Below are 14,446 nucleotides of genomic sequence, written 5' to 3' on the forward strand. Positions count from 1 at the left end.
CCGTGACCACGGCGGTCGTGTGCGACGACCCGGAAACCGTTCTGCATGAGGAAGAGCATCTGCCCGTCCCACGCGTCCGCGTTCAGCGGCCAGCCATGGGAGAAGGTGACAACCGGGCCCGCACCCCAGTCTTTGTAATAGATCTCGGTGCCGTCCTTGGCGGTGATGTAGCTCATGCCGCTGTCCTTCCGATTCGTCCCGGTCGGCGTACCGGCCGGACCGGCCGCTACGGTAGGCCACCGAAATGTCGCGATAGAGGGCGCAGCAAGCGCGCCCGTGATGTCGGCTTTATCCGATGTTAGGCGGCAGTGTGTGAGCCAGGCGGCCGGATCGGGCGAACGCGGCGAGGCTCCACGAGCCGTTGCTCTGTCCCTGGACGTGGCAACCGTCAGCGGACGCGGTGGCTTGTGCGGCGGGTGCATGTAGGCGAAACGTCATGGCCCTGGACTACTGGAGGCATCGAGAAGACAGCGAACTCTGTAGCAAGGGCACCCGGCGGGGGTCACAGATCCCGCCCGGCCTGGGTCGCCGTGCAGCACGGGAGTACAGCAACCCACGGGACCGTCAAAGGGCCTCGGCTGGCCCGGCGAGGCTCGCGACCTGCGTACCGGACCGCCTCCCACCTCCTCGCCGGGTTCCATAGGTTCACGACTACGGCCAGGACCAGAGCGGCGAGCTCGCGTGGGCCGCTGCGGTCGCCCGCTGGCGGATCGAACTCGCCGCGGGTCGATCATCGACGACGCCGGCTTCCTGAAGGGGCACCAGTCCGCCGCAGTCCAGCCCTTACCGAAGGGTCAGAGGCTAACTAACCCTTTGCTTTGCGGATATCTGCTAGGAATTCGTCGACAGTGAGCGTCGCGTGCGAGATCATCGGATACCGTAAGATCATTGCGTCGTATGCCGCCCTACCACCTGCAGCGGCGGTGGCGTCAGTGAACGTGGTGACATGGTAACCGCGTTCCATCGCGCTCCGTGCGGTCGACTCGACGCACATCGTCCCGATCATGCCGCCGATCGCCACATATTCGATATTGTGCTGCCGTAGTTGGACGTCCAGGTCGGTGTTGGCCAGAACATCGATATTCTTGTGGGGTGCAATGACCACCTCATTCGGGAGGGGTGACAACTCCGGATGGAATTCGGCACCCCAACTTCCGGCCTCAAACATGCGGTTGTCGTACATCTCCTGGTGGATGCCGGAGAGATGTTTCCAGGTGGTGTAGTCGCTTTCGGTGTAGGACATGGGAGCGAAAAAAACTGGAACTCCCTGTGCGCGCACTCCAGCGAGAAGGCGCTTGATGTTGGCGAACGTGCCGATCCGGTCGAACTCGTCCTTGAAGTTCGGGTATCCCTTGCCGTCTTCAGAGAACAAATCGTTGACTGTGTCAATGAGAAGCAGGCCGATGCGCCCAGTCTGGTAGGCGGTGGTGGACACGACAAATCCCTCTCGATAGCGCTGGCGGTCGACCTCAACGTAGCCCGCGCCCTGCCGACGGTTGCCGTGTTCTGGAAGGTCGGAGCGCGACGGGGGACACGGCTTCTTACTCGGGCCGCATCGGGCAGCCATCGTCAGGCAGGGTCAGCAGCCGGGCGGCGCTGATCCATGGCCGCTGTCCACCCGCCTCCCCACCGCTCGCGCCGGCCTCGTCGATGTCGGCGCGAGCATCGTCCGGAGCGGGCGTGAATGGCGGCACCTCCACTCGCTGCCGGAGAAAGAAGGAAGATCCGGCGGTGTGCCTGGTGATCACGATGTCGCGACCTACTCAGGTAAGCCAGTGACCGCGCGCACTCACTCGTTCGCCACTGCTTCTGCACTCGGCCTCCTTAGCGTTCCTGAGCACAGGGACGACCCGACTTGGAGGCATGTCATGCCCGAAAAGCCCACCGTCGTGCTGGTGCACGGCGCATTCGCCGACTCGACCGCGTGGAATCCGGTCCTGGCCGGGCTGACCCGGCAGGACGTTGACGCGATCGCCGTCGCCAACCCGCTCCGCAGCCTGCGGGGGGACGCCGAGTACCTACGGGACGTGGTCAGAGGCCTTGACCGGCCGGTGATCCTGGTGGGTCACTCGTACGGCGGCATGGTCATCACCGAGGCGGCGACGGACCTCGACGTCGTGCGTGGCCTGGTGTACGTGGCCGCGTTCACCCCCGACCACGGCGAGTCCGCGTTCGAGCTCGCCGGGAAGTTTGCCGGCAGCACCCTCGGGTCTGCGCTACTGGCGTACCCGGTCGCCGGCGACGGCAACGAGGTCCGCATTGACCCGGCGAAGTTCCACCTGCAGTTCGGCGCGGACCTCGAGGTGGAGGACGCGATCCTGCTCGGCCGCACCCAGCGGCCGGTGACCGAGAAGGCGCTGACCGATGGCCTGTCCAATGACAAGCCCGCCTGGAAGACGCTGCCGACCTGGCAGGTGTTCGGCGACGCCGACCGCAACATCCCGGTGGAGCTGTTCCGGTTCCAGGTGAGCCGGTCCGCGCCGCAGGGCGTGTACGAGGCCGCAGGCGCCTCACACGCCATCGCGGCCTCGCAGCCCGACGCGGTGACCGCGACGGTCCTTCGGGCCGTCGCCTACGCCACGGCCCAATGAGCCGCTGATCCGGCTGTGCCCGTTGCCACCCGCTGGCGACGGGCACAGCATTCACCTTCCGCATGCCGGAAGGTGAGGCGCACGTCTCGGTCACCCCGGTTTCGGGGAATCCTGCCCGGGGGACCGCCGGGGCAGCGAGGCGGTCCTCACCGCCGCCGGCCTGCTCACCCTCCGCGACGCCGCGCCGCACCACCTGGCGTCGGTGTGCACCCACCTGATGGACGACCTCGACGACGCCGAGGTCGCCTGCCTCACCCGGGTCTTCGAGCGGCTCGGCCGGCGCCTGCGCGCCGCCCGCGACGCGTCGTCCACCCCGGCCGACAACTAAGGAGCCCCGCGATGCCCGCCATCACCGTCGACGACGTCCTCGTCCTGCCCCGCCTGCCCCGGCTCGACGAGTCCACCAGCTTCCGGCCGGTCCGCCGGCTCACCGCCGCCCCGAGCGGCTACGAGGGCGAGGGCTTCCCGGTCCGCCGGGCCTTCGCCGGGGTGCCGATGGACGAGCTGGACCCGTTCATCCACCTCGACCAGATGGGCGAGGTGGACTACGCACCGGGCGAGCCGAAGGGCACCCCGTGGCATCCGCACCGCGGCTTCGAGACGGTGACCTACATGATCGACGGGATCATGGACCACCAGGACTCGCAGGGTGGCGGTGGCACCATCACCGACGGCGACACCCAGTGGATGACCGCCGGCAGCGGCCTGCTGCACATCGAGGCGCCGCCGGAGCACCTGGTGACCAGCGGCGGCCTCTTCCACGGCCTCCAGCTCTGGGTCAACCTGCCGAAGGTGGCGAAGATGAATCCGCCGCGCTACCAGGACATCCGCGGTAGGGAGTCGGCGCTGCTCACCACCCCGGACGGCGGCGCCCTGATCCGGGTGATCGCCGGCGAGGTCGCCGGGCACCACGGGCCGGGCTCCACCCACACCCCGATTACCATCACCCACGTGACGGTGCAGCCGGGGGCGGAGCTGAGCCTGCCGTGGCGGCCCGACTTCAACGCGCTGGTCTACGTGCTGGCCGGCCGCGGCACGGTGGGCACCGACCGCCGGCCGATCCGCACCGGGCAGCTCGCGGTGCACGGCCCGGGCGACGCGCTGCGGGTCACCGCGGCCGCGAAGCAGGACGGCAACACCCCGGCCCTGGAGCTCTTCATCATGGGTGGCCGGCCGATCCGGGAGCCGGTGGCGCACTACGGGCCGTTCGTGATGAACACCCGGGACGAGCTGATCCAGGCGTTCGAGGACTACGAGGCCGGCCGGCTCGGCGTGATCCCGGCCGGGCGGGTGCCGCACAGCGGCGGCGAGCGGCGCCCCTGACCGGCCCGTACCCGACGGGCGTCCCGGTCGCTGTCCGGGTGCGCGTCAGGAGACGGCGAATATCCCGGTCACCACCCGAACAGGTGGGCGCGGCCTGAAGTAACCGGGTGACTGTGTGCCCTCACTCGTTTGCCACTGCTTCTGCGCTCGGCCTCCCTAGCGTCGGTGAGCACAGGGATCGCCTCGTTAGGAGGACTGTCATGTCCGATGTTGTGCTCGAACCGGCCACGCAGGAATTGGCCGAGGCCGCAGCACAGGCGTCGGCGAAGAACGTCAAGGTCCCAGCTCAAGGTGTGCCCGGGCCCACCGCACGTGATCACCGACACCCCGAAGCAGCAGCTCAACAACGATCTGCTCGACTTCGTGAGGAGCTGGCGATCAACGTCCTCGCTCGATTGCCCTGAGTGAGCACGCGGACTTCCCAGTCCGGCAACGCCGTGGTCATGCTTCTCCGGCGCGCGACGTGTGACCACGACAGCCTCGCCCTGATCGGCGTCGGGTAAGCCCTGCGCCATAGGCGATGGCGACGACCGCCAGGTCGCCGGCATCCCACTCTTTGCTGACGAGAACGAAGGAGGATGTCATGACGATCAAGACCGGTGCCCCCGTCGTGGTGGGTGTGGACGGTTCCGCCGCTGGGTTGGACGCGGTGCGGGTGGCGGCTCGGGAGGCGGCGCACCGGCGGCGTCCGCTGCGGGTCGTGCACGCCTTCATCTGGCCGCTGACGCGCGTATCGGTCGGCCCGGCCCCCGACGGACCGGCCGACGGCGGCCTGCGCCACCAGGCCGAGCGGTACGTCGCCGAGGCGGTCGCCGAGGCCGGCAAGGTCGCCCCGGAGGTGCCGGTCACCGGCGCCGTCGTCGACGGCGCGGCGACCCCGGTGATGCTGGCCGAGTCTCGGGAGGCCGCGCTGGTGGTGCTCGGGCACCGTGGTCTCGGTGGTTTCGCCGGGCTGCTGATCGGCTCGGTCACTGTGCAGGTTTCGGCCCGCGCGCAGAGCCCGGTGCTGGTGGTACGGGGTGAGCCGCGCGCCGACGGCCCGGTGGTGGTGGGCGTGGACGGCTCGGAACTGTCCACCGAGGCGATCGGGTTCGCGTTCGAGGAGGCCGCCTACCGGGACGCCCCGCTGGTCGCGATGCACGCGTGGCTCTACCCCACGCCGGCCAGCCCCGGCGACTTCCTGCCCCTGGTGTACGACGTGGATGAGTTCGGCGACGAGGTGAGGCGGGACCTCGCCGAGTCGGTCGCCGGCTACACCGAGCGCTACCCGCAGGTGGCCGTGCAGCACCGGCTGGTTCGGGGCGCCCCGGCCCACGTACTGGCGGAGGAGTCGAAGACTGCCCAGCTGGTGGTCGTCGGCGCACACGGCCGCGGTGCCCTCGACGGGCTGCTGCTCGGCTCGGTCAGCCACGCGGTGCTGCACCACGCGCACGCCCCGCTCGCGATCGTCCGGCACCGGGCCGAACGGCCCTGATCCCCCCAGAGCATCGCGCCGCGACGTTGCCGGAGCGCGTGAGGTCTGGCCGTAGGCCAAGGGCGGCGCATGCGGCGAGTCGGCGGCGTGCCGACCTCCCCACAACCGTAGTTGGATGGTGTGATGCAGTTGACCGTGACAGACGTGCCCGAGCGGGAGCGATTCGAGGCGCGCGACGAGACAGGCACGACGGCCGGCGTGGTCATCTACCAGCTGACCGGCAACGTCATCGCCTACATCCATACCAAGGTCGCCCCAGAGTTCGAGGGCAAAGGGGTCGCATCGGCCCTGGCCCGTGCCGTGATGGACGACGCCCGGGCCAAGGGTCGGACGGTGGTGCCGATCTGCCCGTTCCTGAACGACTGGCTTAGCAAGCACGGGGAGTACGACGACATCGTGGTGCGGTCGACCCGCAACGTGAAGTAGTCATCCGCTGAGTCCCGGCGTGGGCCGGCCCGGTCTGGAATGACCGGCCGGCGCCGCGCCGGGCGGGCGCAGCGATGTGCCGCGGGCGGGACAGGCCGACGTCGAAGAACTCGGCGACCACTCGCCCGCCTGGCGGATCGATCAGCGCTCGCGACCGTCAGAGTTGCCGGGCACGGGAGGCGTCCGGGTCCTGCTGGTCCTCGGTAGAGACTCGCCCATAGAAGGCGACACGCAGCGGCTGAGGGAACATCTTCCGGGCGTCGTCGGGCCTTACTTCGTACAGGAACGGGGCTTGGAAGTCGCGTCCGCGATCTCCTGTGCCGCCGGCTCCAGGACGTGCCTGATCATGCGGTCGTCGTTATTCGGTTGTCGGTCGCCTGCCTCGGCCGGCGGTTCCTCATGGAAGTCGATCTTTCGGTGGGTTCCGTCGCACAGTGGTTTGTTCGACGAATGGCCGCAGCGGCACAGAGTCATCCTGTTGCGGATCTGCAGTGGCTGACCGTCGGCGCGGAGGACCGGCACTGCGCCGGTGACCCACAGTGCGCTGGCCAGTCTGTTCTCCTCCTCAAGGACCGAAATGGCCCGCGGAAGGTCGGGCTCGATGGAATCGCCGCCGCGTTCGAGGGTGTAGCTGTACGACCCGGAGGGGCAATGGTCGATCCGGCCCATGATGTCGGAGCGGACGTCGCTGTCGTCGGAATCGGCGAGCATCTCGGCGATCGGCCTGGTGCGTGCGAGGCAGAAGGCGGCGTGGATGCACAGCTCCCCGACCCGTTGGGCCGAGATGCCCACACCATCGTGGACATGCTGTAGTTCCTCGTACAGTCGGACGTCGGCGGTTTCCGTACCGTCGAATCCGATCAGCGCGTGTGTCCCGTCGCAGAACGGCTTGGATCTCGAGTGGCCGCAGCGACACAGCGCGTAGGTGTCCTCGGTCGCCAGAGTGTCGCCGGTTTTCCAGGTGAGCGCGTCGTTGTCCGCAGAGACGATCTTGTGTTTGCGTCTGAGCGGCACTCCGCCGTACACGACATATGGGCCGTCGGGGAGTACGACGATCCGCTGCCGGTCGCCGATGCTCCACCGGCGTAGCTCGGGTGGCACGTATTCGAAGGTGGGGCCGGCTGTGGTGCCCTCTTCGTCGGGCATCTCCATCAGGGCCTGGGCTTGTGCCTTGAGCGCATACATGGTGCCAGTGGCGACGGCGAGGAGCTTCGGGCTGCCGTTGAACGCCTGCTCGAGCAGATGCAGGACGGCGCAGTAGGTGTGGTTGAACTCTTCCTGGGCCGTGCGGATTGCGCTGCCCGCAGCGTGTTGGGCGAGTCGCGGGTTGCGCCTCATTGGACGGACACCGGCGAGATCCACGGCAATCGCCTCGCCGGTGGGACCGGACTGCGGGGTGTCACCGCGCCGGTATCGTCGGCCGACCCTGAGCTCCTGGAACCGGTAAAAGTGCGCGACCTCTGCCCGATCGGGATGGAAGACGTCCCGGTCGCCGTCCCAGACTTCGCCACGGGCCGTGCCCTCGCCCTGTTCGACGATTTCCTCAAGCGCTGCCAGTGCCGAGGCCAGATCGTCGATCGCGATGAGTCGCCCGGCAGTGTGCCGGAAGTGGCCGGCGTTCACCTGGCGAGCCGGAACACCGCAGAAGACCTCCCGCTCGCCGAGCCGGTTGCACAGCTGGCGCAGGCCTTGCTCGATCGCGTCGTAGAACTGCCCGATCGTCTCGTAGCCGTCGCCTTCGGCTGGGGCGCCGGGCGGTGCCGGTTGCTCGATCCGTAGGAACATGTCGAGTGCTTCCGCGCCGAACGGGAGCAGCGACAGTTCCAGGGCGTGGTCGCCGTGGGGCAGTCGCCGGGGGTGTGGCGGCAACATCCGCGGCGTGTCCAGCCGTGGTCGGCCGCCGACGGCATTGAGCAGGTTCGCGGCCAGCGCCAGGTGGAGCATCTCTTCGGCGAAGACACTGGCCACCACGTCGACGGCTTCCGGGTTCCGCTCCGGGTCGAGCGAGTACAGCGCGCACAGGTACGGCGGCAAGGTCGCGTGTTCCAACTCGATCGCCCACTGCAGGTGCTCGCGAAGATCGTCGAGGGTTGTGATCCGTGCCGACGTGGCGGGAGCAGCGGCGATCCCCTGCTGTTGTGGGTGATTCACAGGCGTCTCGTTCCGACTGGTGAAGAGGTGGATTCCGAGTCGGCGTGGTGCGGGGTCTCAGGCACGTCCGTCCGTCGGATGGCCGAATCGGGGGTCGCCTTCCAGCGCCTCGACCGCGCCAAGAAGGCTGCGCAGGCCGACTTCGTCGCGCTGGGCGTCAGCCGGATCGAACAGCCACTCGGTGACCGGTAGCTTGATGGCCTCCTCGGGGTGGCTCGACTCGGCCATGGCCAGTTCCGCCTCGACCTCGGCCTCGAGCTCGTGCAATGAGTCGTTGTCTCCCGTATGGGTGCTCATCTTTCCTCCGTGTGTGACTTGGGTGGATGTCGGCCTGATGCGCCGGCCCGTTGCGGGCAGCGGGGAGGGCGATCGGCGTGGTCAGGACGGGCGTGGGGCGCGGCGGTCCTTGCGCTGGGCGAGTTCTTCGTCGTCGACCAGGGTGAGCATCGGCTTGCCGGGTTCGCACAGCATCGTGACGGTGAAACGCAGCGGGATGTCGTCGCGGTTGTTGCCGTCCTGGTAATGGATGACGTCGCCACCCGGTTCCCAGAACGCCTCGCCGGCGCGTACGACCCGCTCTGGCTGGCCTTCGACCTCGAGGAGCATTTCGCCTTCCAGCACGTAGCCGAATGCGGGGCCGGAGTGGCGGTGCGGCGGCGTACCGGGGTCGCCGGGCGGGAACTCGATGACCACGGTCATCGCATGCGCTCCCGCCGGGATGAACGGCGGCTCGGCCTCCTGCAGCATGGTGAGCGCCGTCTGCCACGCGGTCGACCTGGGTTTCGACTCGGCGGCTGTCGGATCGCTGTCGGGCATGGACGTACCTCCTCAGCTGATGGGTGGTGAGCGGGGCCGGTGCGCTATTTGCCGGACCTGGTCCGGTCCAGCCAGTCGGCGTACTTGAGCTCCCCGAGGACCGCCCCATCGCCGGGCACCAGACTCCGCTCGCTCAACTCGGCTCCGAAGTAGCGCGCGTGCGGGTCGGTGACCACCTCACGCGGATCGCCCAGAGCGGCCAGGGCGTTCCGGAAGAACTCGTCCATCGGGAGCCGCTCGGGCCCGGCGACCTCGACCCGCCCGTTCACCGGCGATCCCACCGACACCCCGACGAGCGCCTGGGCCACCTCGTCGCCGGCGATGGGCTGGAAGAGCACCGGTGCCATCCGGACCGTGTCACCGTCCGCGCCGGCGTCGGCGATGCCCTGGACGAACTCGAAGAACTGCGTCGCGTGCACGATCGAGAACGGGATCGACGAGCCCTCGATCAGCTTCTCCTGCGCAACTTTCGCCCGGAAGTAGCCGCTCTCGGGCAGCCGCTCGGTCCCTACCACCGACAGCGCCACATGGTGGCCCACACCGGCCGCCTCCTCCGCCGCAAGCTGATTGCGGGTGGAGGTCTGGAAGAACTCCAGCACCGCGGTGTCTTCCCACGAGGGGGCGTTCGACACGTCGACCACCACGGACGCGCCGGCCAACGCCTCGGCCAGGCCTTCGCCGGTGATGGTGTTGACGCCGGTGTTCGGTGCCGCCGGCACCGCCTCGTGGCCGAGCTCGCCGAGCTTCGCCACGACCTTCGACCCAATCAGGCCAGTGCCGCCGATTACCACGATCTTCATGACAAACCTTCCTGTCGGCCGGGCATCAGTTGCCATCCGGTCACCAGTCAAGACCGGGAACCCCCCCGGCTTGTGACACCTCCGCCGAAATGCCCCCCGAAGTCGCGATATCCCACCGAGGTGTCACAGCCGGGAGCGCTGTCCTGCCTCGTCAGCTGCAGGACACATGGAGCGACAGGAGCGTGACCTTGCCGCCGGCAAGTACCGGATGCCGGACCTACCGCTGCGAGTGCTGGCACCGGGGGAGGTCGGGCTCGAGAGGATGCAACGAGCGGCGAGGTCGACCTCGCGCCCTCAGCCCGGAGTCTCGTACTGGCGGACCACCCGGTAGATGCGGCGGTCGGGGACGAGCCACATGATCACGATGCCGACGAAGCACGCCATGGCAATCCAAACTCCGGCATGCCCGCTCCGGCCGATCGTCAGGGCGCTGAGGATCCCGACGACGTCGAACGCTACGGAGAGCTTGCCCTTGCGGTCATTGCCGACGGCCTGGCGCAGCGGCGACTCCGGTCCCTGTTGCCGGATGATCACCCACTGGAGCACGAGGTAAGCGACGGCCGCGCTGAGCAGGTTCAGACCGTAGATGACGACCGGGATCTGCTCGAACCTCGATTCGGACACCCAGGTTGTCGTGAACGGGAACAGCGACAGGCAGAACAGCAGCGCCAGGTTTGCCCACAGCACACCGCCACTGACCCGCCGAACCAGGTGGAACATGTGGTGGTGGTTGTTCCAGTAGATGCCCACATAGACAAAGCTGAGGAGGTACGTCAGCAGCCCGACGCCGGTCGTGTGGACGAGGTCGGAGAGATCGTGACCCTCCGGCACCCTCAGCTCCAGCACCATGATCGTGATGATGATGGCAAGCACCCCATCACTGAATGCCTCCAGTCGACTAGACCTCACCGCGCCACCCTTCTCCTTTCGATACCTGGATCCCGCTTCGAACGTGTGTTCGGGGGTGCAGGTGGACCCCGATCGCTCCCAGGAAGAACAGAACCATCTCGACCGCGGCCGCGACGCCGATGTACCGGACACCCAGAAGCCCAAGCAGGTGGCCCACGGCGCCGGCGACGTCGAGCGAGCGGCAAGCATCGGGAGCCAGGATCTCGGGACGCCGACTTTGATCGAATTGGCCAAGCCGAAACTCGACCGGGTGAGGTCAGCCGCCGTGTACGAGGACGACGGTCGGCTTCTGGTTGGTCATGGTGTTCTCCTGGTGAGTTCGGTGTCTCCACCAGCCGAGACAGCGCAGCCGCGGAATCTGTGACAGGCGTGTGGTTGCCGTCACTGCTGCTGCCGGGCGTTGGGACTTGCAGCGTTTTCGGACGACGATGGGCCTGGTAGCAGCCGCGACGTGGTCAGGGGGGCGAGGGGCGGTGGATTCTGGTGTGAATCAAGATCCGCTTGGGACGGATGATCTCGAGGAGGCGGCGGCGGTCTTCACGAGCGTCCGGCCACGCCTGTTCGGGATCGCGTATCGGATGCTCGGCAGCGCCGCCGAGGCCCAGGATCTGGTGCAGGAGGTGTGGCTGCGGTGGCAGACGTGTGACCGCGGCGCTGTGGTCGCGCCGGCCGCTTTCCTGGCGACGACGGCGACCCGGCTGGCCATCAACGCACTCCAGTCGGCGCGGGTGCGGCGCGAGACGTACATCGGGCCGTGGCTGCCGGAACCCGTCGACACGGGCGCGGATCCGTACCTGGGGGCCGAGCACGGCGAGGCCCTGGAGTTCGCGGCCCGGCTGCTGCTGGAGAAGCTTTCGCCCCACGAACGCGGCGCGTATGTCCTGCGGGAGGCCTTCGACTACCCGTACGCGAAGATCGCCGACATCCTGCAGTCGACCGAACCCGCGGTGCGCCAGCTGGTCAGCCGGGCGCGCAAACGCATGACGGAGGAGAGGCGTACGCCGGCGAGCGAGGCCGCACGCCAGCGGCTGCTGACCACGTTCATCGCGGCGGCCCGCTCCGGCGACATGACCGCGGTGGAGCGGGCGGTCGCGATGAACGTTCGCCAGCGAGCGAGGCGGCCCGCTCCGGCGACATGACCGCGGTGGAGCGGCTCTTCCGCAGCGGTGTCCGGATCGGCCTGATCCGCCGACGTCACAACACGCCAGGATCGCCGTTCTCTGGATCGTGCTCAACCCGGCCAAGCTTCGCGGTTGGTATCGATGAGGGCGTCGCCCGAGGCGGAGCGAACACGCCGGTGCTGTTGTCGGTGACGACGGTGCGCTGGTCACCGTGGGCGGCGAGGGTGATCTTGCCGGGATGATCCGAAAGCGTGTGGGAGGTGTGGTGGCTGGTTCTTCGTTCGGGCAGCGGTTGCGGGAGTTCCGGCAGTCGGCGGGGATGACTATTGAGGATCTGTCCGAGGCCTCGGGGGTGAGTGGCCGGGCCATCAGTGACATGGAGCGGGGGCACAGTCGTGCGCCGCAGGAGCGGACGTTGGCGGCGGTGGCCGACGCGCTGAAGCTCAGCGATGGGGATCGTGCTGGTCTGGTCGAGTTGGCGCGTTCGGAGCGGTCGGAGAGTCGGGTCGGGCGGCCTCGGGTGGGTGAGCTGCCGCGGGGGGCCAGTGACTTTGTGGGCCGGGCACGGGAGTTGGAGTTGCTCCACCGCCACGCACTGGCGGCGTCTGTCGGTGGTCCGACGCCGGTGGCGGTGGTGCACGGCCAGCCGGGGTTGGGGAAGACGGCGTTCGCGGTCCGGGCGGCTGAGCAGTTGCGGGAGGGGTTTCCCGACGGGCAGTTCTACCTCGACCTTCGGGGTACGGATCCGGTGCCGACGCCGGTCGGTGAGGCGTTGACGCGGCTGTTGCGGGCGCTGGGCGTCAACCCCCGCAGGATCGCCGACGATGAGCAGGAGCGGGCCAGCCAGTTGCGGGCGATTCTGGCGGAGCGGCGGTGTCTGCTGGTGTTGGACAACGCGGCGGATGAGGGTCAGGTGCGGCCGTTGCTGCCGGGTCTGGGAGCCGGAATGGTGGTGGTGACCAGTCGTCGCTTGTTGGGTGGTTTGGAGGGGGTGCTGCGGATCGGGTTGGCGCCCTTGACGTCGGGGGAGTCGGCTGCTCTGTTGCGGGCGATTGTGGGGGAGGCGTCGGATCGGGCGGCGGAGCAGGAGCTCCGTGCGGTGGTCCGGTTGTGTGGCCACCTGCCGTTGGCGTTGCGGATCGCGGGTACGCGGTTGGCGAGTCGGCCGGGGTGGACGATGGGGCATCTGGCGGAGCGGCTGTCGGACGCGGATCGGCGGTTGGCGAACCTCTCGGTGGGGGACCTGGGGGTGGCGGCGGCGTTCGAGTTGTCGTACGCCCAGCTGTCCAACCCGGCGAAGGCGATGTTCCGGCGGCTCGCGCACGTGCCGGGGGTGGATTTCGCCGCTCCGATCGCCGCGGTGCTCACCCAGGTTGAGCTCTTCGACGCCGAGGATCAGTTGGCTGAGCTGGTTGACCTGGGCCTCTTGCAGCCCGAAGGGTTCGACCGTTACCGGTTCCACGACCTGATCCGGCTCTTCGCGGCCGACCGGCTTCGCGGCGAGGAGCCGGCGGAGGCCAGGGCGGGGACCGAGCGCCGGATGGTGGATTGGTTGTTGGAGACGGCGATCGTCGCGGGGCGGTGGTTCGAGCCGGGGTTCGGCGCGCCGCCGGATGACTGGCAGGGTCTGGTTTCCATGGCCACGCCGGAGGAGGCGCAGAGCTGGTTGCAGGTCGAGGCGGACAATTGCCTGGCCGCGTTGCGGTCGGCGGCCGCCGCCGACCAGCACCAGCAGGTCGTGGACGTGGCCGAGGCGATGCACTGGTACTCGGACCGGAGGGTCCATTGGGGACACTGGCCGGAGGTTTACCGCCTGTCCCGTGTCGCTGCCGCCCGGTTGCCCGACCGTCGGCAGGAGATCACCCACATCAACTACTACGCCTGGGCTGTCTCCACCTGTGAGCGGCGCTACGAGGAGAGCGCGGCCCTGGCGATGGAGGCCTACGGGCTTGCCGGGGAGCTCGGCGACACGAAGGAACAAGCCAACGCGCTGCACCACACGGCCCGTGCTTGGCGGATGGGCGGCAACTTCGAAAAGGCCATGGAAGCGGCCTACCGCGGCCTGGACCTGGCCGACGCCGTCGGCAACCACGACGGGTACGTCCAGATTCGCGTTGGATTGGGGCAGATGTTCATGGAGCTCGGCAGGTTCGACGAGGCGCTGAACGAGCTTCGCGGTGTGCTGCGGGAGGTCGACGCGCGACCGGTTGCGCCGGCGCCGGCGCAGGTGGCTCGGATGTCGGCCCGGACGGCGATGGCCAAAAGCCTGGCCGAAGCGAAGCGCTGGCCGGAGGCGCTTGACGAGGCGACGCGGGCACTACCCCTGGCTGCCGACTACGGCCCCCGTGTCACGGGTCGGGTCCATCTGTTGCTGGGCCTGGCTCACTCCGCTCTCGGCGCGACCGACAAAGCCCGCGACCACCTGACCCGCGCGGTCAAGCTGCTGGAGGACGGCGGTGAGGAACGAGGGCCCGCCAAGATCGGAATCACATCCGTCTACGCCCTCCCTCCACAGTGTACGAGGATCTTGTGCGAAGTGGATACTTCAGTGTGGGCCTGGCATCGAGGCATCGCATCACATGCGCATCTGGGTGTCCACTGTGCGCACCAGCGCGCCAAGACGATCAGTTTGGCGAAGTCCGAACTGGCGGCCCTCGACGCCTGAGCACACCCGCACGCAGACATGGTCTGCGTTACTTCTGCATGGTTCGGCCTGACGCCGCCGGCCGCGCACGGCGGGTGGGCCTGACCCGCTTTGACGGACATCCGAGATCAGGAGCCGGTGGGCTCCGGGAGGATGTCCAGCATCATGGAGAGCATGGGTAAGAAGCGGCC

15 protein-coding genes are annotated in these 14,446 nt (G+C 68.4%); 8 read left to right on the forward strand and 7 right to left on the reverse strand.

The annotated features are described in order from the left end of the window. Both M2302_RS32365 and M2302_RS32370 read right to left on the reverse strand, forming a co-directional pair. The coding region (locus tag M2302_RS32365) for an alpha/beta hydrolase (protein ID WP_280841258.1) at positions 1 to 176 on the reverse strand (176 nt) is incomplete at its 3' end. 629 nt (positions 177 to 805) lie between these two features. Then, on the reverse strand, positions 806 to 1,435 hold the full coding sequence (locus tag M2302_RS32370; protein WP_280841590.1) for an isochorismatase family cysteine hydrolase: 630 nt from the start codon (positions 1,433 to 1,435) through the stop codon (positions 806 to 808). Between the two features lie 433 nt (positions 1,436 to 1,868). Here M2302_RS32370 and M2302_RS32375 point away from each other — a divergent pair, with 433 nt between their 5' ends. The 5 genes from M2302_RS32375 (at position 1,869) to M2302_RS32395 (ending at position 5,814) form a co-directional block, all read left to right on the forward strand. Beyond that, on the forward strand, positions 1,869 to 2,591 hold the full coding sequence (locus tag M2302_RS32375) for an alpha/beta hydrolase (protein WP_280841591.1): 723 nt from the start codon (positions 1,869 to 1,871) through the stop codon (positions 2,589 to 2,591). A gap of 339 nt (positions 2,592 to 2,930) precedes the next feature. After that, positions 2,931 to 3,914 (forward strand): pirin family protein, encoded by a 984-nt coding sequence (locus M2302_RS32380; protein WP_280841592.1) that lies wholly within the window; start codon positions 2,931 to 2,933, stop codon positions 3,912 to 3,914. Between the two features lie 200 nt (positions 3,915 to 4,114). Then, complete coding sequence (locus tag M2302_RS32385; RefSeq protein WP_280841603.1) at positions 4,115 to 4,318, forward strand: hypothetical protein; 204 nt, start codon at positions 4,115 to 4,117, stop codon at positions 4,316 to 4,318. Positions 4,319 to 4,497: 179 nt separating this feature from the next. Further along, on the forward strand, positions 4,498 to 5,388 hold the full coding sequence (locus M2302_RS32390; RefSeq protein WP_280841593.1) for a universal stress protein: 891 nt from the start codon (positions 4,498 to 4,500) through the stop codon (positions 5,386 to 5,388). Positions 5,389 to 5,511: 123 nt separating this feature from the next. Then, complete coding sequence (locus tag M2302_RS32395) at positions 5,512 to 5,814, forward strand: GNAT family N-acetyltransferase (protein WP_280841594.1); 303 nt, start codon at positions 5,512 to 5,514, stop codon at positions 5,812 to 5,814. A 270-nt stretch (positions 5,815 to 6,084) separates the two neighbouring features. On the opposite strand, the gene M2302_RS32400 is transcribed toward M2302_RS32395, so the two are convergent. The 5 genes from M2302_RS32400 to M2302_RS32420 form a co-directional block, all read right to left on the reverse strand. Beyond that, the gene (locus M2302_RS32400) at positions 6,085 to 7,965 is read right to left on the reverse strand and encodes a ferritin-like domain-containing protein (RefSeq protein WP_280841595.1); all 1,881 of its coding nucleotides are present in this window, start codon (positions 7,963 to 7,965) and stop codon (positions 6,085 to 6,087) included. Between the two features lie 57 nt (positions 7,966 to 8,022). Further along, a complete protein-coding gene (locus M2302_RS32405) occupies positions 8,023 to 8,262 on the reverse strand; it encodes a hypothetical protein (RefSeq protein ID WP_280841596.1) in 240 nt (79 codons plus the stop codon). Positions 8,263 to 8,343: 81 nt separating this feature from the next. Then, positions 8,344 to 8,781 carry a cupin domain-containing protein gene (locus M2302_RS32410; protein WP_280841597.1) on the reverse strand — a complete coding sequence of 146 codons (438 nt, stop codon included), beginning with the start codon at positions 8,779 to 8,781 and terminating at the stop codon, positions 8,344 to 8,346. Positions 8,782 to 8,825: 44 nt separating this feature from the next. Then, positions 8,826 to 9,581 carry an SDR family oxidoreductase gene (locus M2302_RS32415; protein ID WP_280841598.1) on the reverse strand — a complete coding sequence of 252 codons (756 nt, stop codon included), beginning with the start codon at positions 9,579 to 9,581 and terminating at the stop codon, positions 8,826 to 8,828. Positions 9,582 to 9,875: 294 nt separating this feature from the next. Then, a complete protein-coding gene (locus M2302_RS32420; protein ID WP_280841599.1) occupies positions 9,876 to 10,430 on the reverse strand; it encodes a TMEM175 family protein in 555 nt (184 codons plus the stop codon). Between M2302_RS32420 and M2302_RS32425 the strand changes: the two genes are divergently transcribed. The 3 genes from M2302_RS32425 to M2302_RS32435 all read left to right on the forward strand — a co-directional run bounded on the left by M2302_RS32425 (position 10,429) and on the right by M2302_RS32435 (position 14,276). Beyond that, complete coding sequence (locus M2302_RS32425; RefSeq protein WP_280841600.1) at positions 10,429 to 10,854, forward strand: hypothetical protein; 426 nt, start codon at positions 10,429 to 10,431, stop codon at positions 10,852 to 10,854. The genes M2302_RS32420 and M2302_RS32425 overlap by 2 nt on opposite strands. 121 nt (positions 10,855 to 10,975) lie before the next feature. Then, on the forward strand, positions 10,976 to 11,629 hold the full coding sequence (locus M2302_RS32430) for a sigma-70 family RNA polymerase sigma factor (RefSeq protein ID WP_280841601.1): 654 nt from the start codon (positions 10,976 to 10,978) through the stop codon (positions 11,627 to 11,629). 193 nt (positions 11,630 to 11,822) lie between these two features. Beyond that, on the forward strand, positions 11,823 to 14,276 hold the full coding sequence (locus tag M2302_RS32435; RefSeq protein ID WP_280841602.1) for a tetratricopeptide repeat protein: 2,454 nt from the start codon (positions 11,823 to 11,825) through the stop codon (positions 14,274 to 14,276). Positions 14,277 to 14,446 lie beyond the last annotated feature (170 nt).

The organism is Micromonospora sp. A200, assembly GCF_029893845.1.
GTDB lineage: Bacteria > Actinomycetota > Actinomycetes > Mycobacteriales > Micromonosporaceae > Micromonospora > Micromonospora purpureochromogenes.

Bases quoted from the DNA above. Each gene is read 5' to 3' on its own strand.
- M2302_RS32390 (WP_280841593.1), top strand. From the start codon at position 4,498: ATGACGATCAAGACCGGTGCCCCCGTCGTGGTGGGTGTGGACGGTTCC.
- M2302_RS32395 (WP_280841594.1), top strand. From the start codon at position 5,512: ATGCAGTTGACCGTGACAGACGTGCCCGAGCGGGAGCGATTCGAGGCG.
- M2302_RS32405 (WP_280841596.1), bottom strand. From the start codon at position 8,262: ATGAGCACCCATACGGGAGACAACGACTCATTGCACGAGCTCGAGGCC.
- M2302_RS32410 (WP_280841597.1), bottom strand. From the start codon at position 8,781: ATGCCCGACAGCGATCCGACAGCCGCCGAGTCGAAACCCAGGTCGACC.
- M2302_RS32425 (WP_280841600.1), top strand. From the start codon at position 10,429: ATGATCGTGATGATGATGGCAAGCACCCCATCACTGAATGCCTCCAGT.
- M2302_RS32415 (WP_280841598.1), bottom strand. From the start codon at position 9,581: ATGAAGATCGTGGTAATCGGCGGCACTGGCCTGATTGGGTCGAAGGTC.
- M2302_RS32385 (WP_280841603.1), top strand. From the start codon at position 4,115: ATGTCCGATGTTGTGCTCGAACCGGCCACGCAGGAATTGGCCGAGGCC.
- M2302_RS32375 (WP_280841591.1), top strand. From the start codon at position 1,869: ATGCCCGAAAAGCCCACCGTCGTGCTGGTGCACGGCGCATTCGCCGAC.
- M2302_RS32380 (WP_280841592.1), top strand. From the start codon at position 2,931: ATGCCCGCCATCACCGTCGACGACGTCCTCGTCCTGCCCCGCCTGCCC.
- M2302_RS32420 (WP_280841599.1), bottom strand. From the start codon at position 10,430: ATGGTGCTGGAGCTGAGGGTGCCGGAGGGTCACGATCTCTCCGACCTC.